Origin of the sequence: Pseudomonas sp. W4I3, assembly GCF_030816195.1 — a bacterium.
Taxonomy (GTDB): domain Bacteria; phylum Pseudomonadota; class Gammaproteobacteria; order Pseudomonadales; family Pseudomonadaceae; genus Aquipseudomonas.
The window spans coordinates 4002859-4028152 of record NZ_JAUSXS010000001.1; the positions used below are offsets into that span (position 1 = coordinate 4002859).

General features: G+C 61.9%; 27 protein-coding genes. 16 read left to right on the forward strand and 11 right to left on the reverse strand.

What is annotated here, in order from left to right; translation table 11 throughout:
- Window positions 1-69 precede the first annotated feature (69 nt).
- The gene (locus QF045_RS18105; RefSeq protein WP_306493429.1) at window positions 70-2295 is read right to left on the reverse strand and encodes a DNA internalization-related competence protein ComEC/Rec2; all 2226 of its coding nucleotides are present in this window, start codon (window positions 2293-2295) and stop codon (window positions 70-72) included.
- A 136-nt stretch (window positions 2296-2431) separates the two neighbouring features.
- On the opposite strand from QF045_RS18105, the gene QF045_RS18110 reads away from it, so the two are divergent.
- A complete protein-coding gene (locus QF045_RS18110; RefSeq protein WP_306493430.1) occupies window positions 2432-2947 on the forward strand; it encodes a DUF2062 domain-containing protein in 516 nt (171 codons plus the stop codon).
- A 3-nt stretch (window positions 2948-2950) separates the two neighbouring features.
- On the opposite strand, the gene QF045_RS18115 is transcribed toward QF045_RS18110, so the two are convergent.
- Both QF045_RS18115 and QF045_RS18120 read right to left on the reverse strand, forming a co-directional pair.
- The gene (locus QF045_RS18115) at window positions 2951-4309 is read right to left on the reverse strand and encodes a sensor histidine kinase (RefSeq protein WP_306493431.1); all 1359 of its coding nucleotides are present in this window, start codon (window positions 4307-4309) and stop codon (window positions 2951-2953) included.
- Window positions 4296-5024: a response regulator transcription factor gene (locus QF045_RS18120; RefSeq protein WP_306493432.1), complete on the reverse strand. Its 729-nt coding sequence runs from the start codon at window positions 5022-5024 to the stop codon at window positions 4296-4298. The genes QF045_RS18115 and QF045_RS18120 overlap by 14 nt, the downstream gene beginning before the upstream one ends.
- Window positions 5025-5227: 203 nt before the next feature.
- Here QF045_RS18120 and QF045_RS18125 point away from each other — a divergent pair, with 203 nt between their 5' ends.
- The 4 genes from QF045_RS18125 to QF045_RS18140 all read left to right on the forward strand — a co-directional run bounded on the left by QF045_RS18125 (window position 5228) and on the right by QF045_RS18140 (window position 10043).
- Window positions 5228-7981: a response regulator gene (locus QF045_RS18125; protein ID WP_306493433.1), complete on the forward strand. Its 2754-nt coding sequence runs from the start codon at window positions 5228-5230 to the stop codon at window positions 7979-7981.
- 159 nt (window positions 7982-8140) lie between these two features.
- Window positions 8141-9130, forward strand: coding sequence for a 2-hydroxyacid dehydrogenase (locus QF045_RS18130; protein ID WP_306493434.1), 990 nt, complete (start codon window positions 8141-8143; stop codon window positions 9128-9130).
- Between the two features lie 71 nt (window positions 9131-9201).
- Window positions 9202-9642 (forward strand): hypothetical protein, encoded by a 441-nt coding sequence (locus QF045_RS18135; RefSeq protein WP_306493435.1) that lies wholly within the window; start codon window positions 9202-9204, stop codon window positions 9640-9642.
- A complete protein-coding gene (locus tag QF045_RS18140; protein ID WP_306493436.1) occupies window positions 9639-10043 on the forward strand; it encodes an META domain-containing protein in 405 nt (134 codons plus the stop codon). The genes QF045_RS18135 and QF045_RS18140 overlap by 4 nt, the downstream gene beginning before the upstream one ends.
- A 142-nt stretch (window positions 10044-10185) precedes the next feature.
- Here the strand turns inward: QF045_RS18140 and QF045_RS18145 are convergent, their stop codons facing one another.
- Window positions 10186-10647, reverse strand: coding sequence for a TlpA disulfide reductase family protein (locus tag QF045_RS18145; protein WP_306493437.1), 462 nt, complete (start codon window positions 10645-10647; stop codon window positions 10186-10188).
- A gap of 115 nt (window positions 10648-10762) precedes the next feature.
- Here QF045_RS18145 and arsC point away from each other — a divergent pair, with 115 nt between their 5' ends.
- The 3 genes from arsC to QF045_RS18160 are packed head-to-tail and all read left to right on the forward strand — an operon-like array spanning window position 10763 to window position 12130.
- A complete protein-coding gene (arsC, locus tag QF045_RS18150; protein WP_306493438.1) occupies window positions 10763-11116 on the forward strand; it encodes an arsenate reductase (glutaredoxin) in 354 nt (117 codons plus the stop codon).
- Window positions 11113-11727: an NAD(P)H:quinone oxidoreductase gene (gene wrbA / locus QF045_RS18155; protein WP_124387104.1), complete on the forward strand. Its 615-nt coding sequence runs from the start codon at window positions 11113-11115 to the stop codon at window positions 11725-11727. The genes arsC and wrbA overlap by 4 nt, the downstream gene beginning before the upstream one ends.
- Window positions 11711-12130: a DUF2069 domain-containing protein gene (locus QF045_RS18160; RefSeq protein ID WP_306493439.1), complete on the forward strand. Its 420-nt coding sequence runs from the start codon at window positions 11711-11713 to the stop codon at window positions 12128-12130. Before wrbA ends, QF045_RS18160 begins: the two co-directional genes overlap by 17 nt.
- 28 nt (window positions 12131-12158) lie before the next feature.
- Here QF045_RS18160 and QF045_RS18165 read toward each other — a convergent pair whose 3' ends face one another.
- Complete coding sequence (locus QF045_RS18165; RefSeq protein WP_124387106.1) at window positions 12159-12830, reverse strand: DNA-3-methyladenine glycosylase I; 672 nt, start codon at window positions 12828-12830, stop codon at window positions 12159-12161.
- A gap of 81 nt (window positions 12831-12911) precedes the next feature.
- Window positions 12912-13736 carry a tRNA 2-thiocytidine(32) synthetase TtcA gene (gene ttcA / locus QF045_RS18170; RefSeq protein WP_306493440.1) on the reverse strand — a complete coding sequence of 275 codons (825 nt, stop codon included), beginning with the start codon at window positions 13734-13736 and terminating at the stop codon, window positions 12912-12914.
- Window positions 13737-14099: 363 nt separating this feature from the next.
- Between ttcA and QF045_RS18175 the strand changes: the two genes are divergently transcribed.
- A complete protein-coding gene (locus tag QF045_RS18175) occupies window positions 14100-14702 on the forward strand; it encodes a Yip1 family protein (RefSeq protein ID WP_124371051.1) in 603 nt (200 codons plus the stop codon).
- Window positions 14703-14830: 128 nt separating this feature from the next.
- Window positions 14831-15325 (forward strand): SprT family zinc-dependent metalloprotease, encoded by a 495-nt coding sequence (locus QF045_RS18180; RefSeq protein WP_124367396.1) that lies wholly within the window; start codon window positions 14831-14833, stop codon window positions 15323-15325.
- Between the two features lie 612 nt (window positions 15326-15937).
- Here the strand turns inward: QF045_RS18180 and QF045_RS18185 are convergent.
- Window positions 15938-17113, reverse strand: a complete 1176-nt coding sequence (locus QF045_RS18185; RefSeq protein ID WP_306493441.1) for a CaiB/BaiF CoA-transferase family protein — start codon at window positions 17111-17113, stop codon at window positions 15938-15940.
- Between the two features lie 158 nt (window positions 17114-17271).
- Between QF045_RS18185 and tusD the strand changes: the two genes are divergently transcribed.
- The 6 genes from tusD to QF045_RS18215 all read left to right on the forward strand — a co-directional run bounded on the left by tusD (window position 17272) and on the right by QF045_RS18215 (window position 20708).
- The gene (gene tusD, locus QF045_RS18190) at window positions 17272-17664 is read left to right on the forward strand and encodes a sulfurtransferase complex subunit TusD (protein WP_306493442.1); all 393 of its coding nucleotides are present in this window, start codon (window positions 17272-17274) and stop codon (window positions 17662-17664) included.
- Window position 17665: 1 nt separating this feature from the next.
- Entirely contained in the window at window positions 17666-18016 is a 351-nt protein-coding gene (gene tusC, locus QF045_RS18195; RefSeq protein WP_306493443.1) for a sulfurtransferase complex subunit TusC, read from the forward strand.
- Window positions 18016-18294, forward strand: a complete 279-nt coding sequence (gene tusB / locus QF045_RS18200) for a sulfurtransferase complex subunit TusB (protein ID WP_306493444.1) — start codon at window positions 18016-18018, stop codon at window positions 18292-18294. The genes tusC and tusB overlap by 1 nt, the downstream gene beginning before the upstream one ends.
- On the forward strand, window positions 18291-18626 hold the full coding sequence (locus QF045_RS18205) for a TusE/DsrC/DsvC family sulfur relay protein (RefSeq protein ID WP_306493445.1): 336 nt from the start codon (window positions 18291-18293) through the stop codon (window positions 18624-18626). Before tusB ends, QF045_RS18205 begins: the two co-directional genes overlap by 4 nt.
- The gene (locus QF045_RS18210; RefSeq protein ID WP_306493446.1) at window positions 18623-19624 is read left to right on the forward strand and encodes a glycosyl transferase family protein; all 1002 of its coding nucleotides are present in this window, start codon (window positions 18623-18625) and stop codon (window positions 19622-19624) included. Before QF045_RS18205 ends, QF045_RS18210 begins: the two co-directional genes overlap by 4 nt.
- 88 nt (window positions 19625-19712) lie before the next feature.
- Entirely contained in the window at window positions 19713-20708 is a 996-nt protein-coding gene (locus QF045_RS18215; RefSeq protein WP_306493447.1) for a glutathione S-transferase family protein, read from the forward strand.
- 173 nt (window positions 20709-20881) lie between these two features.
- On the opposite strand, the gene cysG is transcribed toward QF045_RS18215, so the two are convergent.
- From cysG to QF045_RS18235, 4 genes are read right to left on the reverse strand one after another with little or no spacing between them, the layout of a single operon-like run.
- Window positions 20882-22276, reverse strand: a complete 1395-nt coding sequence (gene cysG, locus QF045_RS18220; protein ID WP_306493448.1) for a siroheme synthase CysG — start codon at window positions 22274-22276, stop codon at window positions 20882-20884.
- A complete protein-coding gene (gene serS, locus QF045_RS18225) occupies window positions 22277-23557 on the reverse strand; it encodes a serine--tRNA ligase (protein WP_306493449.1) in 1281 nt (426 codons plus the stop codon).
- 16 nt (window positions 23558-23573) lie between these two features.
- Window positions 23574-23948 (reverse strand): fluoride efflux transporter CrcB, encoded by a 375-nt coding sequence (gene crcB, locus QF045_RS18230; RefSeq protein WP_306493450.1) that lies wholly within the window; start codon window positions 23946-23948, stop codon window positions 23574-23576.
- Window positions 23948-25270: a replication-associated recombination protein A gene (locus QF045_RS18235; RefSeq protein WP_306493451.1), complete on the reverse strand. Its 1323-nt coding sequence runs from the start codon at window positions 25268-25270 to the stop codon at window positions 23948-23950. The genes crcB and QF045_RS18235 overlap by 1 nt, the downstream gene beginning before the upstream one ends.
- Between the last annotated feature and the right edge of the window lie 24 nt (window positions 25271-25294).

Consider the following 25294-nt stretch of genomic DNA (forward strand, 5'->3'; position numbering starts at 1 on the left):
AGGTTCGGCAGCGGGGTTCGTCGGCCGCAGACCGGACTGTCGCGGCGCGCCGTGTTTGGTAACGCCGGATTACGGTAACGGTTCGCGCCAGAACCGGCGTTGACTGCGCGCAACAACGGCGGGTTCGAACGCCCCTAACTGAACACGCACAGCACCTTGTTCGGCGCTGTCATGTATCCGGCTGCCCAGGGCCTGATAGCGCTCCAGCACTTGCGAATGGGGATGACCGAAGGCGTTGCCCCGGCCTCTGGAAATCAGTACTGACTTAGGCGCAAGCCGCTGAACAAAGGGTTTGGATGACGAGCTGCGGCTACCATGGTGGGGCGCTTGCAGCCAATCGGTTGGCACCGCCAATGACGTATCCAACAATGCGCGCTCTGCTGCACGGTCGATATCGCCCGTGAGCAGCAGCCGTTCGCCGCCCGCCACCACCTGCAACACACAGGATTTGGAATTACCACTGATGGCATCAACCCACTGCCATAAGACGAACGACACGCCATCCCACTCCCACCGCTCACCGCTGATACAAGGCTCAGTCTTCAGAAAAGCCGGCAACCCCTCGGTTTCGCCGCCGACCACACGCGTGATGGGCACCCCACGGGCGATAGCTGCCGCGCCACCGGCATGATCCGCATCGGCATGGCTCAGCAGCATCATGTCCAGCCGCTCTATGCCGAACTTTTTCAACGACGGCAAGACCACGCGCGCGCCCAGATCCACCGACCCCGAACGAGGCCCGGCGTCGTAAAGCAGGGCATGATTGCGGGTGCGCAGGATCAATGCCTGCCCCTGGCCGACATCCAGCTGCACCACGGTCATCTGCCCATGGGGTATCGGTTCCCTGGGTGGAAATACCGCCAGCAACAGCATGGGCCAGCCCAGCAAACGAAACGGCACGCCCTTGGGCAGCAGCAAGAGCACCGCGCCCGCCAGACTGACCAGCCAACAAGCCAGCGGCACTTCGGCCGGAGTCCAGGCCGGCAAGTGCCCGCCCAGCAGCGCCAGGACCTTGAACCAGGCCTCCAGCGCTCCGCCGGCCAACCAAATCAAGCCGTCACCGACCACCGGCACCCACAGCAGCGCCGCGCCCAGCAGCGCCAACGGCAGTACCACCAGGCTGATCCACGGCACGGCGAACAAGTTGGCCACTGGCGCGGTAAGGCTGATGGGTAGCCCCAGCACCAGCAACAATGGAAACAGGCCTATGGCTATCAGCCACTGCGGACGCGTCCATGCCTGCCAGACGCTCCATGGCCCCAACCGTCCGCCGAACGTGAGGAGCAGGATCGCAACCGCCGCAAACGACAACCAGAACCCCGGCTGCAGACTGGCCAGCGGCTCAAGCAGCAGTACGCCGTTGAACGCCAGCAACAACGGCCACCAGGCGCCCAGATGCTGAAAGCGCAGCCGCCATAGCAACACCAGACCAACCATCACGCAGGCCCGCTGCACGGGCACGCCGAAACCCGCCAGCAGGCCATAACTCAAGGCGGCTACGAAAGCCATGCCACACGCCCAAGGCAGCCATGGCAGGGTTTGCGGCCAACAGCCATAACGCGCCAACCCAGCCACCAGCCCATAGATCAGCCCGGCCAGCAAGCCGATGTGTTGGCCGGAAATGACCAACAGGTGCACGGTGCCGGTGTCTTGCAGCACCTGCCACTCCTGTGCCCCCAGCCCCGAGCCATCCCCCAGCACCAGCGCCGCCACTGCGGCTTCACGGCCGTGCGCATCGGTAGCCAGCAGGCGTTGGCGCAGGCCGTCGCGCCAGGCGTTGCGGGCCGGTGCGAGGCGTTCACCGTCTTTCACCGAGCCCGTGGCACCCATGCGCTGCGCCAGCAGCCAGGCCTCGTAGTCGAAACCGTGGAAATTGAGCAGGCCGGACGGCCTTTTGAGGGTGACAGCCAGGCGCCAGCGTTCCCCACTGCGCACCGCCGGCCCGCCGTGCCAGGACACACGGATGCGCTTGGGTAGCCTGGCCTTGCGCGACCGACTGTCGGCCAGTTCAAAGCGTACGCCCGTGTCCGTCTGCTGGGGCAGACCGACCACCCGCGCCTCCAACCAGCGCGTCTCGCCGTCCAGCGCCGGTCGCAATCGATCATCCAGTGCCCACTGCGCGCTGATGCAGGCCCAACTCAAACCCAGCAGGAAAAACGCCAGCGGGTAGGTACGAAACGGCAATAACATCAATGCCAACACGAGCATGGCCAACAGCCATCCGGTGGGCGGCAATGCCGGTAGAAAACGCAGGGTCAGCAATCCCAGCGCAAGCGCGAACATCCCTGTTCTCATGGAGCATTCCTTTCAGTGATCCATTGAGTCTTAGTCGCGGGTTCCCGGCGGCGCCTTTGATGTTTTGTCACAAAGTCTGAATTTTCTGTTTATAGAATGCGCGCATACTTGCCCCTCGAACTGACCTGGACCCCTTATGCCCCGGCGCTTATTCAAACGGTACATGCCCGACCCCAGCAGTATCAGGGAACATAAGTCATTACAGTTTCTTGGCACCCTGCTGCATGACCCGAACCTCTGGCACCTCAACCGACACTCGGTGGCCCGCGCCATGGCCGTGGGTTTGTTTGCCGCGTTTATCCCCATTCCCTTGCAAATGTTGCTCGCTGCGGTCCTGGCGATCGTGGTGCGCGGCAACATGCCGATTGCCGTCAGCCTGGTCTGGCTGACCAACCCGATCACGATGCCGGTGGTGTTTTTCTGCACCTATATGACCGGTGCCTGGTTGATGAATGTGCCGCCCCGCAGCCTGCCCGACAACCTCACCTGGGAATGGATCAGTGGCGAGTTGAGCACGATGTGGCAGCCGTTCCTGCTGGGCTCGGTGGTATGTGGATTGGTGCTGGGCGCATTGGCCTATTGCCTGACCATGGGATATTGGCGTTGGTGGGTCGCGCACCAGTGGAAGAAACGCAAACTGCGCCGGCGCTGATGGCTAACGGGCAGGCAACCGCAGATGCACGCGCAGGCCCTGCCCGCTATTCTCTGCCCATAGACCACCGCCCTGACGCTGGACAGCGTTGCGCGCAATACTCAAGCCCAGGCCGAAGCCGCCATCACCGGGTCGTGAACCGTCCAACCGGATGAAGGGCGCGAAGATCCGTTCCAGGTCGGCCTCATCAATGCCTCCCCCCTGATCCTCCAGCCAGACATGCCAGTGATCGCCCTCGCGCGCGCCGTCCAACGTCACCCTTCCCTGATCCGGAGAATGGCGTATCGCGTTGCGCAGAATATTTTCCAGGGCCTGGGCGAGTGCATTGAGATTACCGCGTACCCAGCACTCGGTCGGCAATAAGCAGGGCAAGCGCGAGGCCGGCCAATCGCTTTCAAAACACGCGTTTTCGCGCAGCATGTCCCACAACGCCGGCAGTTGAATGGCCTCCTGGGGCAACGGCGCCCTGTCGCTGTCCAGCCAAGCCAGCTGTAGGCTGTCTTCCACCAGGCGCTGCATGGAGTCGATTTCGCGGCTCAGGCGTTCACGCAAACGCGCCAGATCCTGTTCGCTGTCACACGCCACCCGCAGGCGGCTCAAGGGCGTGCGCAACTCATGGGACATGTCCCGCAGCAGTTGTTGTTGCAACTGCACGGTGCCCTGCAAGCGTTCGGACATGTGGTCAAAGGCACGTCCCAGTTCACCCAATTCATCCTGGCGACTGGTCGCGTCGCGGGACATCCGCGTATTCAATTGATCGGCACGCCACGCATTGGCCTGCTCGCGCAACTGATTGAGGGGCATGATCAGCAGTCGATACAGGCCGATACACAGCAATAAGGTAAATAGCCCGGGAATCACGCCGTTGGTGATAACCCGCCAGAACAGTTGATAACGCCCCGGCATGAAGCGCTTGGGCAACTCGATCACCAGTGAACCCGCATCGGGGTCTACGGGAAAGGCGATCTTCAACCAGGGCAGGCCTTTGGTATGGCGGCTCACCGGCCAATCCAAACCGCGCAGAAAAGTCAGCCGCTGGCTTTCCTTGTCGCTCAACGGTGCGCTGCCAAGGGATTGCAGGTCATTGCCGATCACACCCAGCCACGTGGTTTCACGGTCGGCCATGTGCTCAAGCCAGGCATCCACCCCGGCGCTGCCCTGAGTGCTCCAGGCCAGCTCGGCCCCCGCCGCATAGCCGCGAAGCGTATCGCGGGCCTCTTCGGAGAGGTAGGCACTTTGCTGCTCCATGTACCGACCCCAGGACCAACTGAGCCAGATCATCAGCAAACAAAAGGCGATCAGCAGGCACGCCAGCTTCCAGAACAGCGAGTGCCGGCCCGGCAACCGCTCAGAGCCCTTCATCGTGACCGCTCAGCACATAGCCCTTGCCCCATACCGTGCGCACCTCGCGCTCGGTGTAGCCGACGGCCTTGAGTTTGCGGCGAATCTGGCTCACGTGCATGTCCAGACTGCGATCGTGTGGGGCATAACCACGCTGCAGCACGTGCTGATAAAGGAAGGCTTTGCTGAGCACTTCTTCAGCATTGCGGTTCAAGGTTTCCAGTAGACGGTATTCACTGCGCGTCAGGCCGGCCCAGTTCGCCTGGTAGACGACATCGCATCGCTCATCGTCAAAATCCAGGACATGCGCATCATCGCGCAAGGGCGCAAGGCTTGGCTGGGGGCGGCGATCCAGGGCCACCCGGCGCAGAATGGCTTCGATGCGCACGCGCAGCTCAATCATGCTGAACGGCTTGGGCAGATAATCGTCCGCGCCCAAGCGAAAGCCGCTGATACGGTCGGCTTCGGCGCCCAGGGCCGACATCAGGATCACGGGCATGGCATGGCTCTGGCGCAAGTGCGTAAGGATCGACAGCCCGTCCAGCCCTGGCAGCAGAACGTCCATCAGCACCAGGTCGAACGCCCGGTCGCGGGCCAGTTGCAGGCCTTGCTGGCCATTCTGGCACCAGGTGACCTCAAAGCCACAGCGGCCCAGGTGCTCATGGACGTAGGCACCCAGCACGGGGTCATCTTCGATGGTCAGGATACTGGGTAGGCCAACGGCTGCGGGATTCATTAGCGTCTGCAAGTCATTCTCAATGACTGATTATTCAAGATTAAGTGTTACAGGCAATCGCCGGTCGCCGCCGAATGGCCCGAAGATTGCGACGTGTCATTAATTTACGAGATTCCTGCCGGCGCAAATGGCTACACTGCGCAGGTGGCGCGGGCCGGATGCCGGCGTGGTGATTGATATCAATGTGGTAGCAGGAGAGTGGCGTGCTTAGAAGAATGGGAATAAAAGGCCGCGTACTGTTGCTGACTTTATTGCCGACCAGCCTGATGGCCCTGTTGTTGGGGGGCTATTTCACCTGGATGCAGCTCTCCGAGCTACAAACCCAGTTGCTGCAGCGCGGTGAAATGATCGCTGAGCAGTTGGCGCCGCTGGTCGCCCCCGCACTGAGCAGCAGGAATGCCGATCTGCTGGAACGCATCGCAACCCAATCGCTGGAACAACCGGACGTGCGCGCGGTGTCGTTCCTGGCGCCGGACCGCTCGTCCCTGGCCCATGCCGGCCCGACCATGCTCAATCAACCGCCTACCGGCAACAGTTCTCACCTGCTGCAGCGTACCGGCAATGACGCCACCCGCTACCTGATGCCCGTATTCGGCCGCCATCGCAACCTGGCGGGCGAGGTCATTCCAGACGAGTCCGACCGCCTGTTGGGCTGGGTCGAGGTGGAACTGTCCCACAACGGCATGTTGCTGCGCGGCTATCGCAGCCTGTTCGCCAGCCTGATATTGATCGCGATCGGCTTGATCGGCACGGCGGCACTGGCGCTGCGCATCAGCCGCACCATCAACTCGCCGATCGGCTTGATCAAGCAGGCCGTGGCCCAGCTCAAGGACGGCAACCTGGAAACCCGCCTGCCACCCTTGGGCAGCCAGGAGTTGGATCAATTGGCGTCGGGCATCAACCGCATGGCCGAAACCCTGCAAAATGCCCAGGAAGAATTGCAGCACAGCATCGACCAGGCCACCGAAGACGTGCGCCAGAACCTGGAAACCATTGAAATCCAGAACATCGAGCTGGACCTGGCTCGCAAGGAAGCCCTGGAAGCCAGCCGGATCAAATCGGAGTTTCTGGCCAACATGAGCCATGAAATCCGCACGCCGCTCAACGGCATCCTTGGGTTCACTCACCTGTTGCAAAAAAGTGAGCTGTCGCCACGCCAGTTGGACTACCTGGGCACCATCGAAAAATCCGCCGACAACCTTTTGGGCATCATCAACGAGATTCTCGACTTCTCAAAGATCGAGGCCGGCAAACTGGTGCTCGACAGCGTGCCCTTCAACCTGCGCGACTTGCTGCAAGACACCCTGACCATCCTCGCCCCCGCCGCCCACGCCAAACAGCTCGAACTGGTCAGCCTGGTGTACCGCGACACGCCGCTGGCCCTGGTGGGCGACCCGCTGCGCCTCAAGCAGATCCTGACCAACCTGGTCAGCAACGCGATCAAGTTCACCCGCGAAGGCACTATCGTTGCGCGGGCGATGATCGAGGATGAACAAGAAGACAGCGTGCAACTGCGCATCAGTGTGCAGGACACCGGCATCGGCCTGTCCAATCAGGACGTGCGCGCCTTGTTCCAAGCCTTCAGCCAGGCGGATAACTCACTGTCGCGCCAGCCAGGTGGCACAGGCTTGGGCCTGGTGATTTCCAAGCGCCTGATCGAACAGATGGGTGGCGAGATCGGCGTCGACAGCACACCGGGCGAAGGCTCGGAGTTCTGGATCAGCCTGAACCTGCCCAAGACCCGCGACGACGTCGAAGACCTGCCCAGCGCGCCGTTGCTGGGTCGCCGCGTGGCGGTGCTGGAAAACCACGAGCTGGCGCGCCAGGCCCTGCAGCACCAATTGGAAGACTGCGGCCTGGAAGTCACGCCGTTCAATACCCTGGAAAGCCTGACCAACGGCATCACCAGCGCGCATCAGACCGAACAGGCAATTGACTTGGCGGTGCTCGGCGTCACCGCCAACGACATCCCGCCCGAGCGCCTCAACCAGCATCTGTGGGACCTCGAACACCTGGGCTGCAAGGTGCTGGTGCTGTGCCCGACCACCGAACAAATGCTGTTCAACCAATCGGTGCCCAACCCCAACAGCCAGTTGCAGGCCAAACCCGCCTGCACGCGCAAGCTGCGCCGCGCTTTGGCCGATCTGATCAGCCCGCGGCCCTCGCGCAGCGAGCCGGGTGAGCCGTTGTCCAGCCGTGCGCCGCGTGTGCTGTGCGTGGACGATAACCCGGCAAACCTGTTGCTGGTGCAAACCCTGCTTGAAGACATGGGGGCCAAGGTGCAGGCCGTGGAAAGCGGCTATGCGGCGATCGACGCCGTGAAGCAGGAAACCTTCGACCTGGTGCTGATGGACGTGCAAATGCCCGGCATGGACGGGCGCCAGAGTACCGAAGCGATTCGCCAATGGGAGAGCGAACGCCATGGCACGCCGCTGCCGGTGGTCGCCCTCACCGCCCATGCCATGGCCAACGAAAAACGGGCCCTGCTGCAAAGCGGCATGGACGATTACCTGACCAAACCCATCAGCGAGCGGCAGCTGGCCCAGGTGGTGCTGAAATGGACCGGCCTGGCCCTGCGCAACCAAGGGCCGGAGCGCGTCACCGAAGGCCTTGGCCCAGGCGTGCAGTTACTGGTGCTGGACCATGATGAAGGCCTGCGCCTGGCCGCCAACAAGGCGGACCTGGCAGCCGACATGCTCGCCATGCTGCTGGCCTCGCTGGAAGCCGATCGGCACGCAATCACGCTCGCCCGTGAAGCCAGTGACAACCACGCGCTGATCGAGCGCGTCCACCGCCTGCATGGCGCCACACGCTACTGCGGCGTGCCGCAATTGCGCGCGGCCTGCCAACGTGCCGAAACCCTGCTCAAACAGGACGACGCCAAGGCCATGGCCGCACTGGACGAGCTGGACATGGCGATTGCGCGATTGGCCAGTGAGGCGCGGGTCAGCGCCTGACCCATTTTTATGGCAGCCGCTCAACCCTGTGGGAGGGGGCTTGCTCCCGATTGCAGTGTGTCAGTCGCTATATTCGTAACTGATACACCGCGATCGGGAGCAAGCCCCCTCCCACATTTAGTCAGCATTTCCAAGGTATAAAGTGCAGGGAGCTTTTTAATGCGCGTCATTCTTTTCAGCAGCCAGGCCTACGACCGTGACAGTTTTCTCGGTGAGCCGCGCCCTCAGGGCATCGAGCTGCAATTCCAGCCCGCCCGCCTTAACCTCGACACCGTCGCCCTGGCCCAACAGCACGAGGTGGTCTGCCCCTTTATCAATGACGACCTCAGCGCCCCGGTGCTTGAGCAACTGGCCAAAGGCGGGACGCGCCTGATTGCGTTGCGCTCGGCCGGCTATAACCATGTCGACTTGCAGGCCGCCCAGCACCTGGGCCTGAGCGTGGTGCGCGTGCCGGCCTACTCGCCCCACGCGGTGGCCGAACATGCCGTGGCCCTGATCCTGGCCCTCAACCGTCGCCTGCACCGGGCCTACAACCGCACCCGCGATGGCGATTTCAGCCTGCACGGGCTCACCGGTTTCGATCTGGTCGGCAAGACCGTCGGCGTGGTCGGCACCGGGCAGATCGGCGCCACCTTCGCCAAAATCATGGCCGGTTTCGGCTGTCAGTTGCTGGCGTACGACCCCTTCCCCAACCCGCAGGTCCAAGCCATGGGCGCGCGCTACGTGAGCCTGCCCGAATTGCTCGCCGAGGCGCAGATCATCAGCCTGCACTGTCCGCTGACCGCCGACAGCCAGCACCTGATCAACACCGATTCCCTGGCGCACATGCAACCGGGCGCCATGTTGATCAATACCGGCCGCGGCGGCCTGGTCGACACACCTGCACTGGTTGAAGCGCTTAAAAACGGCCAGCTCGGTTACCTGGGGCTGGATGTGTATGAGGAAGAGGCCCAGCTGTTTTTCGAGGACCGCTCGGACCTGCCCCTGCAGGATGACGTGCTCGCCCGCCTGCTGACCTTCCCCAATGTGATCATCACCGCACACCAGGCCTTCCTGACCCGCGAGGCACTGGCGGGGATTGCCGGCACTACGCTGGCCAATATTGCGGCGTGGGCCGAGGGCCGTGCGCAGAACCTGGTCGAGGGATGATCAGCGGTCACATACCGGGCTCATGATGAGCCAGCACCCGTGATAGGATGCCGCGCCTATTTGGAGGATCCATGGCCGAACACGATTTCCGCTTCAGCTTGCTGAGCCCGCAACACACCCTGATCGAATGCCGCGCCCTGGTGCCGGGCCGCTATCAAGTCACCGGCAATGGGGGTTCGATCAAGCATGGCGACGTGCTGATCGTCACCCTGCGCGGCAGTAAAACCCTGTCGATGCGCCTGACCGTGGAAGGTGATGCGCGCTACTCCATCCGCCCGGCGGGCCAATGGGTCGCCATGGCCCAGGGGCCGAAATTCGGTGAGCTGGAGATTCACACCTGGAAGGTCAATTGCGACAGCTGCGACAACGTGCTGGAGTTTGAATTCGCGGTGGAAACCAAGCTCACCAAGGAACCGCTGCAACCAGCCGCCAATGCGCGCATCAAAGCGCTCGGCTGGGCCAGCGAAGGCGACAAGCACCGCTGCCCGAAATGCCAGCAGGCCGCGCAATGAAGCGCCTGCTGCTGCTCGCCGCCGTGGGTACGGCCTTGAGTGGCTGCGCCGGTGATGCGGTCAAGCTCAAGCAGGATCACAGCTACGTGGTGGAATGGATCGGCGAGCGACCCTTGATGGACTACGCACACCTGACCGTCACCCTTGGCGCCGATGGTCGCGCGTATGGCAACGGCGGCTGCAACCATTGGTTTGCGCCGTACACCCTTGAAGGCAACACGCTCAGCTTCGGCCCGATCGGCAGTACCCGAAAACTCTGCGCCGAGGCGTTGATGGAGCAGGAGCACCGCTTCTTCCAGGCGCTGCAAGGCGTACAGCGCTGGGACATCTCGCCGATCGAGCAGACCCGCTTCTGGCCCGCCGAAGGCAAGCCGATTCGCCTGTGGCTCGAAGAAGGCTGATATCCCCGGTCGCTGAATCAATGGGGGTTCAAATGTGGGAGGGGGCTTGCTCCCGATTGAGGTGGGTCAGCTGAATAATTCCTGGCTGATACACCGCTATCGGGAGCAAGCCCCCTCCCACATTTGTTTTTGAGGCGTTGTTTTAACCGCGTAGCGCCTTGAGCTTGGCCAACACGCCTTGCGCCGTCTGCTCACCCATCAGTTGCTCACGCACCTTGCCCTTGTCATCGATGATGTAGGTCACCGGCAGCGCTTCACTGCGTGGAATATCGAAGATCCCGTCCGGGTTCTGCGCCAGCACGGTGAACTTGATGCCCAGCTTGTCGCTGGCCGCTTTGAGCTCTTCACCCTGCACATTGTCGAAATTGACCCCGAACACGCCCACGTTCTGCGCTTTGAGCTGCTCGGCGAGGGCATTGAGTTCGGGGATTTCCGTGCGGCATGGGCCACACCATTCGGCCCAGTAGTTAACCACCAGCCACTGCTTGTCGAGGCGTTCGGCCGGCACTTTCTGGCCGTATTGGTCCACGCCGTAATCGTTACCGCAGCCGCTGAGCAGCAGGGTTGTGATGATCGCCAATGCACCGATCAGTCGCCTTGTCATGGGGTAATCCTTCGTAAAAATGAACGTTGGCTGCGGCCTATCGCCTCTTACGGTTTAAGGACGGCCCGCAGCGCAGGTAGAATACCCGCCACCTTACGCAAGATGCGACCCGCACATGACCGATCTGACGCTTTATCACAACCCGCGCTGCTCGAAATCCCGCGGTGCGCTTGAACTGCTCGAAGCACGCGGCTTGACGCCCACCGTGGTGCGCTACCTCGAAACCCCACTGAACGCTGCACAGATAAAGGCCCTGCTCGTCAAACTTGGCCTTGGCGCACGCCAATTGCTGCGCACCGGCGAAGAGGAATACAAAAGTCTCAACCTAGCCGATGCCAGCCTCAGCGAAGCGCAACTGATCGCCGCCATCGCCGAACACCCCAAGCTGATGGAACGCCCGATCCTGGAAACCGCCGATAAAGCCATCATCGGCCGGCCGCCGGAAAACGTACTGGAGATCCTGCCGTGACGACGTCCTATGTGCTGGTGTTGTATTACAGCCGCAACGGCTCGGTCAGCGAAATGGCCCGGCAGATTGCCCGGGGCATCGAGCAAGGCGGTATGGAAGCCCGGCTGCGCACCGTGCCGGCGATTTCCACCGAGTGCGAAGCCGTGGCGCCGAGCATCCCCGACGAGGGCGCGCTGTATGCCAGCCTGGATGACCTGAAGAACTGCTCGGGCCTGGCCCTCGGCAGCCCGACGCGTTTCGGCAACATGGCCGCGCCGCTCAAGTACTTCCTCGACGGCACCAGCAACCTGTGGCTCACCGGTGCCCTGGTGGGCAAACCCGCCGGCGTGTTTACCTCCACCGCCAGCCTGCACGGCGGCCAGGAAACCACGCTGATGTCGATGCTGCTGCCGCTGCTGCACCACGGCATGCTGATCACCGGCCTGCCCTACAGCGAACAGGCGCTGCTCGACACCCAGGGCGGCGGCACGCCCTATGGCGCCAGCCACCACGCCGGGCCTGATGGCAAGCGCATGCTCGACCCCCATGAAATTACCCTGTGCCGCGCCCTGGGCCTGCGCCTGGCCAAAACCGCCACACTGCTGGAGAACGGCCGTGGCCAGGAAGCCTAAGGTACTGCCGCCTCAAGCGTGGCTGGAACCTCGGGTCAAGCTTGCACGCGCACTCAGCCTTCTGGCGTTTTTCGCCTTGGTCGGCTTGCTGTGCGTGTACTACCTGTTCGTGGCCGACCTGCACGGGGCGCGCCCGTGGGTGATCCTGCTGATCGAACTGGTGCCGCTGCTGGTGCTAGCGCCGGGGATGATCATGGGCAGCGCGCGCGGGCATTCGTGGATGTGCTTTGTGGTGAACCTGTACTTCATCAAGGGTGCATTGGCGGCGTATGACCCGAACCGGCAATGGTTCGGGGTGCTGGAGATGGCGGCGAGCCTGGCGCTGTTTTGTACGGCATTGTTGTATGTGCGCTGGCGGCATCAGTTGAATCGGCGGTTGGCCGTTGAGCCACTGCCCACCTGATCACATCCCACAGAATGCCAGCACATGGTCAGTGATTGACTGTGTACGCCAACATCATCGATAGCTGACACATCGGCCGCCCACTCTCGGCATGCCACTGGTTGAACGCGCCCTGCACGGTCGCCAGGTCGCGCAGGCTGGTGGGTGCCTTGTCGACGATCTTCTGTGCATTCAGTGCCGCCACCACGTCGTAGCTCGGCACGAAAGTGTCCTTGCCGACCATGCGCAAAAAGCGCGGTGCTGACAGCCCGCCGAGTTGATGGCCGTGCTTGCTCAGGTACTTCCACAGCCCGACGATATCGGTGACCGGCCACTCAGCGACAAACGCGCCGAAGCTGCCCTTCTCCTGCTCGATGTCCAGAATCATTTGCGCATTGCGCGGCACGCTCTTGAGCTTGCCCAAGTGACGAATGATCCGCGTGTCCTGCATCAGCCGCTCCAGATGTTCGGCGCCCATCAGTACCACTTTTTCCGGGTCGAAACCGAAGAACACCTGTTCGAACGCCGGCCACTTGGCGTCCACCACGCTGTGCTTCAAGCCTGCACGGAACACGCGCAGCGCCAGGGTCGACAGGTAGCGGTCATCGCTGATCTTGCGCAGTTGCGCCGGAGTCTTGGGTACCGGCAGATGGGCTTCCAGTTCGGCCGCCGAACCGAAACGGTTCAAACAATATTCGTGCAGCCATTTGTAGTCGCGCATGCCCTCTCCTGGCAGTTGAATTGCGGCAATCGGAATCAAAACGGCGCCCGTAAGCGCCGTCTTTCAGAGCGTTGTAGAGCGTTAGAGGTTCACTACGTTGACGAAACGCGATGCGGCGGTTTCATCGATTTTAAGGCTGGTGAAGTCAAACAGGTTGCGGTCGGCCAATTGCGACGGGATCACATTCTGCAGGCTGCGGAAGATGCTTTCGGTACGCCCCGGCGTCTTGCGTTCCCAGTCCAGCAGCATGTCCTTGACCACCTGGCGCTGCAGGTTTTCCTGGGAGCCGCACAGGTTGCACGGAATGATCGGAAATTGCTTGAAGTCGGAATACGCCTGAATGTCCTTCTCGTTGCAATACGCCAGCGGGCGGATCACCACGTTGCGCCCGTCATCGGCGCGCAGCTTGGGCGGCATGGCCTTGAGCGAACCGTTGAAGAACATGTTCAGGAAGAAGGTCTCGACGATATCGTCGCGATGATGCCCAAGGGCCATCTTGGTCGCGCCAATCTCGTCGGCAAAGGTATAGAGCGTGCCACGCCGCAGGCGCGAGCACAGCGAGCAGGTGGTCTTGCCTTCGGGAATCAGTTGCTTGACCACCGAATAGGTGTCTTTCTCGACGATGTGGTACTCGACGCCCAGCGCCTCGAGATAGGCCGGCAGCACATGCTCGGGAAAGCCCGGTTGCTTCTGGTCCATGTTGACGGCGACGATCTCGAATTTGATCGGCGCGACCTTTTGCAGGTGCAGCAGCACATCGAGCAAGGTGTAGCTGTCTTTGCCGCCGGAGAGGCAAACCATCACCTTGTCGCCCTCCTCGATCATGTTGAAATCGGCGACGGCTTCACCGGCCAGGCGACGCAGGCGTTTTTGCAGTTTGTTCTGATTGACCGTAAGAGTGCCCATGGCGCTTGGATCCGCTGGAAGTGTGTGACGAAAAGCGGGGTATTTTAACGACGTGAGCGCCACAGATTCAATGTGGGAGGGGGCTTGCCCCCGATTGCAGCGTGTCAGTCCCAGTATCAGTCACTGATACACCGCTGTCGCGGGCAAGCCCCCTCCCACCTTTGAATGCATGGCCAGTCACAGACCGTGCCGCGATTAGCACCCGGGTTTACAGCGCGATTTACTCTAAAGGCCCTACGGTTTTCCCGGACATCACTTCCTATACTGCGACGTGAGGTCGCACAACTATCCAGACCTTGCAGGCTATTTGGCCGGTGGGCGCTCCGATGCGGGGCGATAGTAATAACGACAGGAGTGACTGGCATGATCCATCACGTCGTGGGGCTTTTTACCCATCCCGACCAGGAATGGCGGGAAATTCGTGGCGATAAAGAAGAAAGCATCAGCCACATGTACCTCACCCATACCCTCGTTCTCGCGGCGATTCCCGCCGTTTCTGCGTTTATCGGCACCACCCAGGTTGGCTGGGTCATCGGCAACCGTGCCCCGGTCATGCTGACCCAGGAAAGCGCGCTTTGGATGACCCTGATGTCGTACGCGGCCATGCTCGGCGGCGTGGCGGTGATGGGCGCGTTCATTCACTGGATGGCGCGCACCTATGACGCCAACCCCAGCATGGCGCGCTGCGTAGCCTTTGCCACCTACACGGCGACACCATTGTTCATCGGCGGCTTGGCGGCGCTCTATCCGCACATGTGGCTGGGCATGGTCGTAGGCACGGCGGCGATCTGCTACACGGTGTATCTACTGTACGTAGGCTTGCCGACGTTCATGAGTATCGACCCGGATGAAGGCTTTCTGTTTTCCAGTTCGGTACTCGCCGTCGGCCTGGTAGTGCTGGTGGCGATCATGGCGTTTACCGTGATCGTCTGGGGCCTGGGCGTTGGGCCGATCTACACCAGTTAGGCCTTTTTACCGCAGGCAAAGCCACCGACAAGGTGGCTTTGTGCGTTATGCATGACCATTCGGCGCCTGACAGATTCGGAAACACCCTGCTTTGCGGCATACTGGGCGTCTCTGGAGATATGTACAGCATGCCCGAGCAACTCAATACCCGCGTCGAAGATTGTTTCCTGCAAGCCGAATCCTTTTTCAAACGAAGCTTCAAACGCCCCAAGGTCAGCCTCAAGCTGCGGGGCCAGAAAGCCGGTGTCGCGCATTTGCACGAAAACCTGCTGCGCTTCAACCCTCAGCTCTACCGTGAAAACAGCCAGCACTTCCTGAAACAGACCGTGGCCCATGAAGTGGCGCACCTGATTGCCCACCAACTCTTCGGCGAGCGCATCCAGCCCCATGGTGAGGAATGGCAGTTGATCATGCGCGGGGTTTACGAACTGCCACCGGACCGTTGCCATACCTATGAGGTCAAGCGTCGTCAGGTGACTCGTTACATCTACCGCTGCCCGTGCGCCGACAGCGATTTTCCGTTTTCACCACAGAGGCATGGGCTGGTGGGCCAGGGGCGGCGGTATTTATGTCGGCGGTGCCGGCAGACCCTGGTGTTCACTGGGGAAACTCGGGTGGAGTGAGGGCCTCATCGGGGCATAGGTATCTACACAACTTTGTAGCAGCCTACGGTAACCACGATGCGAAGCGAGCCGCCCTTGATCTTGATTTTAGGCGCCCCGTTAAACCACGCTGGCCGCAATTCGACAGTGATTTGGGGGGTAAACCGGCAGGGATGCCGGTTTAGCCGCCCCGCGCCATGGACGGCGCGTGGCGGCGGCCCCCCAAATCAATGTCGGATTACGGGCACACCGAGCCTAGGCGAGGTGCCGAGTGGTGGGGCAAGAGCGTTTTGCTAACTTTTGCGCTTTTCAAAAGTGAGCCGCCGTCAGGGCGGAACCCTAAGTCGCCGTTACCGCAGCAACGGATATGTACGCGCTCTGATCCAACATCCTGGTCGGCTGTCAGGCCGCCATCGGGAGCAAGCCCCCTCCCACATTTGGATCGCGCGGCATCAATCAGATAGCTATAGGCCGCCAGGTCGCAACGGGAGCAAGCTCCCTCGCCACAGGTTCAGGGCTACGCCAAAGTTGTGTAGATACCTATGCTCATCGGGGGCAAGCCCCCTCCCACACTTTGACTGTGTCGACCATTCAAATGTGGGAGGGGGCTTGCCCCCGATAGCACCAGAACAGTCACCCGACAACCCGGGCCTGGCGCAACTCCCCTATCCGCTGAGCACTGAACCCCAACTCCGCCAGCACTTCATCACTGTGCGCCCCTACGGCCACGCCAATATGCCGGGGTGCCGGCAACCCCTCGGAGAACTTCAGCGGGCAGGCAATCTGCGCCTGGGTCGAGCCATCGCCCCTCGGCACCTGGCTGACCAGCGCTCGCACCTTCAACTGGGGATGCTCCAGCGCTTCACTCAAGCTCAACACCGGTTCCACGCACGCATCCACGTCGGCGAACAACGCGCACAGTTCATCAAAGCTGCGCTTTTCGAATTCCACCTGCAGGGCCCGCTTGAGTGCTGGCTGCTGCTCAGGCTTCACGCTGTGCACCGCCAGATCCGGTCGCCCCAGGGTTTCGCACAATTGCTGCATAAATGCTGGCTCCAGGCTACCCACCGACATCCAGCGCCCATCCCGCGTGCGGTAATAGTCGTAGAAACTGCCGCCATTGAGAAAATGGTTTTCCCGCTCTGGCTCCACCCCGCAGGCCAGGTAACCGGCGCCGGCCATGGCGTTCAGGCTGAACGAGCAGTCGGTCATGCTCACATCCAGGTACTGGCCGACACCGCTCTGCTGCCGCGCAATGACCGCCGCGAGCAAGCCCACCACCGCATGCAACGACCCACCCGCGACATCCGCCAGTTGCACGCCCAGCGGTAACGGACCACTGTCGCGCCGCCCGGTGTGACTGGCCACACCAGCCACGGCCAGGTAGTTGATATCGTGGCCGGCGCGATCCCGATAAGGCCCGGTCTGGCCGTAACCGGTGATCGACACGTAGATCAGCCTGGGGTTGATCGCTTTCAATGCCGCGTAGCCCAGGCCCAGGCGTTCCATCACGCCGGGGCGGAATTGTTCGATGAGGATATCGGTGCCCTTGACCAGCTCAAGGACGATCTGCAGCGCCTCGGCCTGCTTGAGGTCCAGCGCCAGGCTGCGCTTGTTGCGATTGAGGTAGGCATGGCTTGCCGACGTGCCGCCATCATGGGGCGGCAGCACTCGCAGCAAATCCGGGCGCGTCGGCGATTCGATGCGCAGCACCTCGGCGCCCATGTCCGCCAACATCAGCGAGGCAAACGGGCCAGGCAACAGGGTAGAAAAATCCAGCACTTTGAGGGACGCCAAGGGGCCTGTCATACACACTCCGTTTGCGATTCGACTGGCCACAGCGTAGTCAGCCTGCAGCACTGGCGGCAATCGTCAGAACGATCAACCGCAGTGACCGTTTTGATCACGGCGGGCTTTTTCGTCGCGGCGGCTTTATCATTGGCCCACGTTTGTTGGCAGAGTCTTTCATGAAGTTCGCGATTGCAGTGTTTAGCGCCGCCCACGCGCCCTCCTCGCGCCGCGCCCTGTTGTTCGCCCAGGCGGCCCTGGCCGGCGGGCATGAGATTGTGCGGCTGTTTTTTTATCAGGATGGCGTATACAGCGCATCGAATAACATCGTCGCGCCCCAGGATGAGCAAGACATCGCCCGCCAATGGCGCGAGTTCGTCAGCACCCACCAGCTCGACGGCGTGGTGTGCATCGCCGCGGCCTTGCGCCGTGGGGTGCTCAACGCCGAGGAAGCCACGCGCTATCAACGCAGCGCGGTGAATCTGGATGCGCCTTGGGCGCTGTCGGGCCTGGGGCAATTGCATGACGCCATCCAGGACGCCGACCGCCTGATCTGTTTTGGAGGCTCGTAAGATGGCCAAATCATTGTTGGTGATCAGCCGCCAGGCGCCGTGGTCCGGGCCAAGTGCACGGGAAGCGCTGGACATCGTGCTGGCCGGCGGCGCGTTCGATCTGCCTATCGGCCTGCTGTTTCTCGATGACGGTGTGTTCCAACTGGCGCCGCAGCAGGACGCCAAGGCCGTGCAGCAAAAGGATTTGAGCGCCAACCTGCAAGCCCTGGGCCTGTTCGGCATTGATGAGGTGTTCGCCTGCCGCCACAGCCTGGCCGAGCGCGGGCTGGCTTCGCCGGAAAACGCCCAGGCGCTGGACAGCGCAGATATCTGCAAACTGATTGATCGTTACGACCAGGTGATGACCCTCTGATGTCGACCTTACATGTAGTCTCTCACTCCCCGTTCACCGATAACCGCCTGGACAGCTGCCTGCGTGTCTGTGGCAGCGCGGACGCTATCCTGTTGTGCGGCGACGGCGCCTACGGCCTGCACAACCCGGCCCTGCCCACCAAGGGCGTAAAGGTGTTTGTGCTGGCTGAAGACCTGCAGGCGCGCAACTTGCCCTTACCGGACTGGGCCGACAGCGTGGATTATCCCGGTTTTGTGCAGCTGTCCATCGACTACGACAAGGTCAACAGCTGGCTATGAACACCCTGACCGTCGGCCCGCGCACGCTGGAATTGGACAAGGACGGCTACCTCGTCGACCTCAACGCCTGGTCCGCCGAAGTGGCCACTGCCCTGGCGGCCGCCGAATCGCTGGAATTGACCCCGGACCACTGGGAAATCCTTGAGCTGCTGCGCGGCTTTTACACGGAGTATCAGCTGTCCCCCGCCACGCGCCCGCTGATCAAGTACACCGCCTTGAAGCTCGGCGCGCAAAAGGGCAACAGCCTGCACCTCAACAAACTGTTCAACGGCACTCCCGCCAAACTCGCCGCCAAGCTGGCGGGCCTGCCCAGGCCGACGAATTGCTTATGACCGACTTTGCCCCCCTGACCCTCTCCACGCCTGAAGAACATCCGTTTGCGCCATTCGTGCGCATCCTTGGCAAAGGCAAGCGCGGCGCACGCAACCTCACCCGTGAGGAAGCGCGCGAAGCCATGGGCATGCTGCTCGACGAAAAGGTCGAAGACACCCAGCTGGGCGCCTTCCTCATGCTGCTGCGCCACAAGGAAGAAAGCCCGGAAGAGCTCGCCGGCTTCACCGAAGCGGTGCGCGAACGCTTGCACGCGCCAGCCCTGAATGTGGACATCGATTGGCCGACCTACGCCGGCAAAAAGCGCCACTTGCCGTGGTTCCTGCTGGCGGCTAAATGCCTGGCGCACAATGGCGTGCGCATCCTCATGCACGGCGGTGGCGCGCATACGGCGGGGCGTTTGTACACCGAGCAGTTGCTGGAGCAGTTGCAGATACCGCTGTGCCGCAATTGGCAGCAGGTCGAGGCGGCGTATGAACACGGCAACCTGGCGTTTATCCCGTTGGGTGACTGGGCACCTCAGTTGCAGCGCATGATCGACCTGCGCAACACCCTGGGCCTGCGCTCGCCGATCCACTCCCTGGCGCGTTTGCTCAACCCGTTGAATGCCCGTTGCGGCCTGCAAAGCATTTTCCACCCCGGCTACCAGGGCGTACACCGCGACGCCAGTGGCCTGATGGGCGACAACGTGATCGTGGTCAAGGGCGATGGCGGCGAGATCGAAATCAACCCCGACACCCTCAGTCACTTGTATGGCACCACGGGCGGCCAAAGCTGGGATGAAGAATGGCCCGCCCTCTCCGCCCAGCGTCACGTCAAACCCGCGAGCCTGGAGCCTGAGCATCTCAAAGCCCTGTGGCGTGGCGACGTCGAGGACAGCTACCCGCAACTGGCCCTGATCGCGACCATGGCCCTGGCCTTGCGCGGCCTTGGACGCACGCGCGAGCAGGCATTCGAACTGGCCCAACAGTATTGGGATGCGCGGGACAGATCGATTTAATCGATCATTCACCTCCGGTCTTTGCGCTTTTAGTTCGAACTCATCCCTTTAAACTGGGCTCCAACGCTTATTAGCCAAGGAGCCAGTCATGGGTTTGCTGATCGAAGGACATTGGAAAGACCAGTGGTACGAAAGTAGCGCGGATGGCGCTTTCCAGCGCGAACAGGCGCAACGCCGTCACTGGGTGACCGCCGATGGCCAACCCGGCCCGAGTGGCGAAGGCGGCTTCAAGGCCGAGGCTGGCCGCTATCACCTCTACGTGTCCCTCGCCTGCCCCTGGGCCCACCGCACCTTGATCCTGCGCAAGCTAAAGGGCCTGGAAGACCTGATCGACGTCTCCGTGGTCAGTTGGCTGATGCTGGAAAACGGCTGGACCTTCGACAAGGCCCACGGCTCCAGCGGCGACGCGCTGGACGGTTTGGACTTCATGCATCAGCGCTATACCGCCGACACCGCTGACTACACCGGTCGCGTCACGGTGCCGGTGCTATGGGACAAACAGCTCAACCGCATCGTCAGCAATGAATCGGCGGAGATCATCCGCATGTTCAACAGTGCGTTCAACGGGTTGACCGGCAACACCCTGGACTTCTACCCGCAAGCCCTGCGCTCGACCATCGACGCGCTGAACGAACGCATCTACCCGGCCGTGAATAATGGCGTGTACCGCGCCGGGTTCGCCACCTCGCAGCAGGCGTATGAAGGTGCATTCGATGACGTGTTTGCCGAGCTGGACCATTTGGAACAGCACCTGGGCAAGCATCGCTACCTGGCCGGCGAGTACCTGACCGAGGCGGATGTACGGCTGTTCACTACGCTGATTCGTTTCGATGCGGTGTATTACAGCCACTTCAAATGCAACCTGCGGCGGATTGCCGATTATGCGAATTTGTCGAATTGGCTGCGGGAGATGTATCAGTGGCCGGGGGTGGCCGAGACGGTGGATTTTGAGCACATCAAGGGGCATTACTATGCCAGCCATCGGAAGATCAACCCGACGGGGATTGTGCCGAAGGGGCCACTGCAACGGTTCGATGCCGGGCATGACCGTCAGCGTTTGAGTGGTAAAGGCGTCTGGAGCTGATTCAAGAGATGTGGTGTGTTTGAAGGAATCATCGGGAGCAAGCCCCCTCCCACATTGGAATGCGTTCCAAATGTGGGAGGGGGCTTGAGCTAATGCCAGTCAGTCAAGGCAACCGCGTGCCTGTGCTGCTTTTTGACTGCCTGGCATTAGGGCTTGCCCCGATGCTTGTGTTCTCAGACTTGGGACTGAGCCCCTTCGAACCACTTGAGCTTTTCGCGCAACACCACCACTTCACCCACGATCACCAGCGTCGGCGCGTGCACTTCATGCTCCGCCACCATGCGCGGCAAGTCCGCCAGGGTGCCGGTGAACACACGCTGGTTGGAGGTGGTGCCCTGCTGAATCAAGGCCGCCGGCGTGTCCGCCGAGCGCCCGTGCTTGATCAGCTGTTCGCAGATGATCGGCAAGCCAATCAAGCCCATGTAGAACACCAGGGTCTGCGACGGTCCCACCAGGTCCTGCCAGGGCAAGTCTGATGTGCCGTTCTTCAGGTGCCCCGTGATGAAGCGCACCGACTGCGCATAGTCGCGGTGCGTCAGCGGAATGCCCGCGTACGCCGCGCAACCACTGGCTGCCGTGATGCCCGGTACCACCTGGAACGGAATGCCGTGGGCCGCCAATTCTTCGATTTCTTCGCCGCCACGCCCGAAAATGAACGGGTCGCCGCCCTTGAGGCGCAGCACGCGCTTGCCCTGCTTGGCCAGGTCCACCAATTGCTGGTTGATCTGGTCCTGGGGCACGGCGTGCTCGGCGCGTCGTTTGCCGACATACACCCGCTCGGCATCGCGACGGCACAGGTCCAGAATCGCCGGGGCGACCAGACGGTCATACAGCACCACGTCGGCTTGCTGCATCAGGCGCAAGGCGCGGAAGGTCAGCAGGTCAGGATCGCCCGGGCCTGCGCCCACCAGGTACACCTCTCCCGGTGCGTAAGGCGGAGCGCCATTGACCTTTTCGATCAACAGGCGCTCAGCCTCATCGCCCTGCCCGGCCAATTGGCGGTCGGCAATCGGGCCCTGGAACACCTCTTCCCAGAATGCCCGACGCTGCTGGACGTCCGGGTACAAGCCTTTGACCTGGGCACGAAAACGCGCCGCCAACCCGGCCAACTGGCCATAGGTGGACGGGATCCAGGTTTCCAGCTTGGCCCGGATCAAGCGCGCCAACACCGGCGCATCGCCGCCACTGGACACCGCGATCACCAACGGCGAACGGTCGACGATCGCCGGGAAGATCACGCTGCATAAGGCCGGCGCATCCACCACGTTGACCGGCACGCAGCGACGCTTGGCATCACTGGACACTTGCGCGTTCAGTGGCTCGTCGTCGGTTGCCGCGATGATCAGCACGCAACCGTCGAGGTCCGCCTCCTGATAACCGCGCAACGTCAGCTCCCCGCCACTGCCCAGCACCAATTCACGCAACTGGTCTTCGATCTGGGGAGCAACCACCCGCAGCAACGCACCGGCATCGGCCAGCAGCCGGGATTTGCGCAAGGCAATCTCCCCACCGCCGACGACCAACACACGACTGCCGCGCAGGTTATGAAACAGCGGCAGAAATTCCATTTAGCGAATGACCTCAACGCCCGCCATGTACGGCTTGAGCACCTCAGGTACGCGGATAGAACCGTCAGCCTGCTGGTAGTTTTCCAGCACTGCCACCAGCGTACGGCCTACCGCCAGGCCCGAACCGTTGAGGGTGTGCACCAGTTCCGGCTTGCCGGTTTCCGGGTTGCGGAAACGCGCTTGCATGCGGCGGGCCTGGAAATCGCCGCAGTTGGAGCACGACGAAATCTCGCGGTACTTGTCCTGGCTCGGCACCCACACTTCGAGGTCGTAGGTTTTCACGGCGCTGAAACCCATGTCGCCGGTGCACAGCGCCAATACGCGATACGGCAGCTCGAGCAGTTGCAGGACGCGTTCGGCGTTGGCGGTCAGACCTTCCAGCGCTTCCATCGACTGGGAAGGCTCGACCACCTGGACCATCTCCACCTTGTCGAACTGGTGCTGGCGGATCATGCCGCGGGTGTCGCGACCCGATGCGCCGGCTTCACTGCGGAAGCACGGGCTGTGGGCGACAAACTTGAGCGGCAGTTGCTTGGCATCGAGGATTTCGCCAGCGACGATGTTGGTCAGCGACACTTCAGCGGTCGGGATCAGGTACAGGTCGGCTTCGCCGTCGCGGCTGATCTTGAACAGGTCTTCTTCGAATTTCGGCAGCTGGCTGGTGCCCATCAGCGCCGGCGCTTGCACCAGGTACGGGGTGTAGGCCTCTTCGTAACCGTGCTCGGCGGTGTGCAGGTTGATCATGAACTGCGCCAGGGCGCGATGCATGCGGGCGATCGGGCCACGCAGCAAGGCAAAACGCGCGCCGGACATTTTCGCCGCGGTTTCGAAATCCAGGCCGCCGGTCAGTTCGCCCAGGGCGACGTGGTCCTTGATCTCGAAGTCGAAGGCTTTTGGCGTACCCCAGCGGCGCACTTCAACGTTGCCGTCTTCGTCCTCGCCCACCGGCACGGATTCGTGCGGCAGGTTGGGGATGCCCAGCAGGATCGAGTCCAGCTCCGACTGGATCTTGTCCAGCTCGGCTTTACCGTCGGACAACTCGGTGCCCATGCGCTCGACGTCCGCCATCAACGGCGCGATGTCTTCGCCGCGCTGCTTGGCCTGACCGATGGACTTGGAACGCGCATTACGCTCAGCCTGCAGTGCTTCGGTGCGGGTCTGGACAGTCTTGCGCTGTTCTTCCAGCGCTTCGATGCGTGCAACATCCAAGGCAAAGCCACGGGATGCCAGGCGGTCCGCTACGTCCTGAAGGTTGCTACGTAACAGTTTGGAATCGAGCATGTCGGTCTCTCGTTTATCAAAGTTTGGTCAAGGATAGGCCGGCCCAAGTCGCGAGCAGCCCGCCGAATACGCTGATGCCCAGGTACCCGAAGGCCGTCAGGGCCTGCCCGCTTTCCAGCAGGCGCAGCGTATCCAGTGAAAAGGATGAAAAGGTCGTCAGACCGCCTACAAAGCCGACAATCAAGCCGGCACGAATTTCAATCGGCACTTCCGGGCGCAACAGGAACCAGCCGTACAAGAGACCGATAATCAAACAGCCCACCAGGTTGACCGCCAAGGTCGCCGCATAGAAATGCTTCGGCCAATGGGCGCTGACCCAGGTACTGGTGGCGAAACGCAATAATGTACCAGCGATGCCGGCGATGGACACGGCAAGAATCGTCTTGAGCACTACTTTCTCCGCTGCCTTGGGCTGAGACGGTCCAACTGGGCCAGATGGTTGAGCTTTTCGCCGATCTTAAGCTCCAGGCCGCGAGGCACTGGCTGATAGAGCGGCAACGGCTCCAGATCATCGGGGAAGTAATCTTCGCCGGCCGCGTAAGCGTCCGGCTCATCATGGGCATAACGGTATTCATCACCGTAACCCAGCTGTTTCATCAACTTGGTCGGCGCGTTGCGCAAGTGCATCGGCACTTCGAGGGAACCGTGCTCGGCTGCAGCGCGCAGTGCCGACTTGAAGCCCATGTACACCGCGTTGCTTTTGGGCGCGCAGGCCAGGTAGGTAATGGCCTGGGCCACCGCCAACTCGCCTTCCGGGCTGCCGAGGCGCTCCTGCACGTCCCAGGCGGCCAGGCACAGGCTCAAGGCGCGCGGGTCGGCATTGCCAATGTCTTCGCTGGCCATGCGCACGACCCGACGCGCCAGGTACAACGGGTCGCAACCGCCGTCGATCATGCGCGCAAACCAGTACAGCGCGCCGTCCGGGTTGGAACCGCGTACGGATTTGTGCAGCGCCGAAATCTGGTCATAGAACGCCTCGCCGCCTTTATCGAAACGCCGGCGCGTATCACCCAGCAGGCTTTGCAGCAGATCGACGCCGATTTCGCCGCCATCTTCGGCAAGGTCCGAGGCGTTCTCCAACAGGTTCAGAAACCGCCGGCCATCGCCGTCAGCGGCGGTGAGCAGGATCTTGAAGCCCTCCTCGCTCACGCTCAGCTGGCGCTTGCCCAGCCCCTTGTCTTCGCTCAAGGCGCGCTGCAACAGCTTCTGCATCGCCGCTTCGTCGAGGCTCTTGAGCACGTACACGCGAGCCCGCGAAAGCAGCGCGTTATTCAATTCGAACGAAGGGTTTTCGGTGGTGGCGCCGATAAAGATCAAGGTGCCGTCTTCGACGTACGGCAGGAACGCGTCCTGCTGCGACTTGTTGAAGCGATGCACTTCGTCGACGAACAGGATGGTGCGCTTGCCGTACTGCCCGGCTTGCTGCTTGGCGATTTCCACCGCCTGGCGGATCTCCTTGACCCCGGCCAGTACCGCGGACACCGTTTCGAAGTGTGCATCCGAGACCTTTGCCAGCAGCCGCGCCAGCGTGGTTTTACCCACTCCCGGCGGCCCCCAGAAAATCATCGAGTGCAGCGCACCCTGCTCCAAGGCTTCACGCAAGGGCTTGCCGCGAGCGAGCAGGTGTTCCTGACCGACGTACTCATCCAGGTTGGTCGAGCGCAGGCGCGCGGCCAGTGGCTGGGCAATCGGGTCACTTCGAAACAGGTCCATGGGCAGCGTTTGAAACCTCTGGGG

Excerpts from the sequence above, each read along its gene's own strand:
- QF045_RS18145 (WP_306493437.1), bottom strand. The coding sequence starts at position 10,647 with ATGACAAGGCGACTGATCGGTGCATTGGCGATCATCACAACCCTGCTG.
- QF045_RS18115 (WP_306493431.1), bottom strand. The coding sequence starts at position 4,309 with ATGAAGGGCTCTGAGCGGTTGCCGGGCCGGCACTCGCTGTTCTGGAAG.
- QF045_RS18130 (WP_306493434.1), top strand. The coding sequence starts at position 8,141 with ATGCGCGTCATTCTTTTCAGCAGCCAGGCCTACGACCGTGACAGTTTT.
- serS (WP_306493449.1), bottom strand. The coding sequence starts at position 23,557 with ATGCTCGATTCCAAACTGTTACGTAGCAACCTTCAGGACGTAGCGGAC.
- ttcA (WP_306493440.1), bottom strand. The coding sequence starts at position 13,736 with ATGGGCACTCTTACGGTCAATCAGAACAAACTGCAAAAACGCCTGCGT.
- arsC (WP_306493438.1), top strand. The coding sequence starts at position 10,763 with ATGACCGATCTGACGCTTTATCACAACCCGCGCTGCTCGAAATCCCGC.
- tusC (WP_306493443.1), top strand. The coding sequence starts at position 17,666 with ATGGCCAAATCATTGTTGGTGATCAGCCGCCAGGCGCCGTGGTCCGGG.
- QF045_RS18180 (WP_124367396.1), top strand. The coding sequence starts at position 14,831 with ATGCCCGAGCAACTCAATACCCGCGTCGAAGATTGTTTCCTGCAAGCC.
- cysG (WP_306493448.1), bottom strand. The coding sequence starts at position 22,276 with ATGGAATTTCTGCCGCTGTTTCATAACCTGCGCGGCAGTCGTGTGTTG.
- QF045_RS18105 (WP_306493429.1), bottom strand. The coding sequence starts at position 2,295 with ATGAGAACAGGGATGTTCGCGCTTGCGCTGGGATTGCTGACCCTGCGT.
- tusD (WP_306493442.1), top strand. The coding sequence starts at position 17,272 with ATGAAGTTCGCGATTGCAGTGTTTAGCGCCGCCCACGCGCCCTCCTCG.
- QF045_RS18175 (WP_124371051.1), top strand. The coding sequence starts at position 14,100 with ATGATCCATCACGTCGTGGGGCTTTTTACCCATCCCGACCAGGAATGG.
- QF045_RS18120 (WP_306493432.1), bottom strand. The coding sequence starts at position 5,024 with ATGAATCCCGCAGCCGTTGGCCTACCCAGTATCCTGACCATCGAAGAT.
- QF045_RS18210 (WP_306493446.1), top strand. The coding sequence starts at position 18,623 with ATGACCGACTTTGCCCCCCTGACCCTCTCCACGCCTGAAGAACATCCG.
- QF045_RS18215 (WP_306493447.1), top strand. The coding sequence starts at position 19,713 with ATGGGTTTGCTGATCGAAGGACATTGGAAAGACCAGTGGTACGAAAGT.
- tusB (WP_306493444.1), top strand. The coding sequence starts at position 18,016 with ATGTCGACCTTACATGTAGTCTCTCACTCCCCGTTCACCGATAACCGC.
- QF045_RS18110 (WP_306493430.1), top strand. The coding sequence starts at position 2,432 with ATGCCCCGGCGCTTATTCAAACGGTACATGCCCGACCCCAGCAGTATC.
- QF045_RS18205 (WP_306493445.1), top strand. The coding sequence starts at position 18,291 with ATGAACACCCTGACCGTCGGCCCGCGCACGCTGGAATTGGACAAGGAC.
- QF045_RS18135 (WP_306493435.1), top strand. The coding sequence starts at position 9,202 with ATGGCCGAACACGATTTCCGCTTCAGCTTGCTGAGCCCGCAACACACC.
- QF045_RS18140 (WP_306493436.1), top strand. The coding sequence starts at position 9,639 with ATGAAGCGCCTGCTGCTGCTCGCCGCCGTGGGTACGGCCTTGAGTGGC.
- QF045_RS18235 (WP_306493451.1), bottom strand. The coding sequence starts at position 25,270 with ATGGACCTGTTTCGAAGTGACCCGATTGCCCAGCCACTGGCCGCGCGC.
- QF045_RS18185 (WP_306493441.1), bottom strand. The coding sequence starts at position 17,113 with ATGACAGGCCCCTTGGCGTCCCTCAAAGTGCTGGATTTTTCTACCCTG.
- QF045_RS18165 (WP_124387106.1), bottom strand. The coding sequence starts at position 12,830 with ATGCGCGACTACAAATGGCTGCACGAATATTGTTTGAACCGTTTCGGT.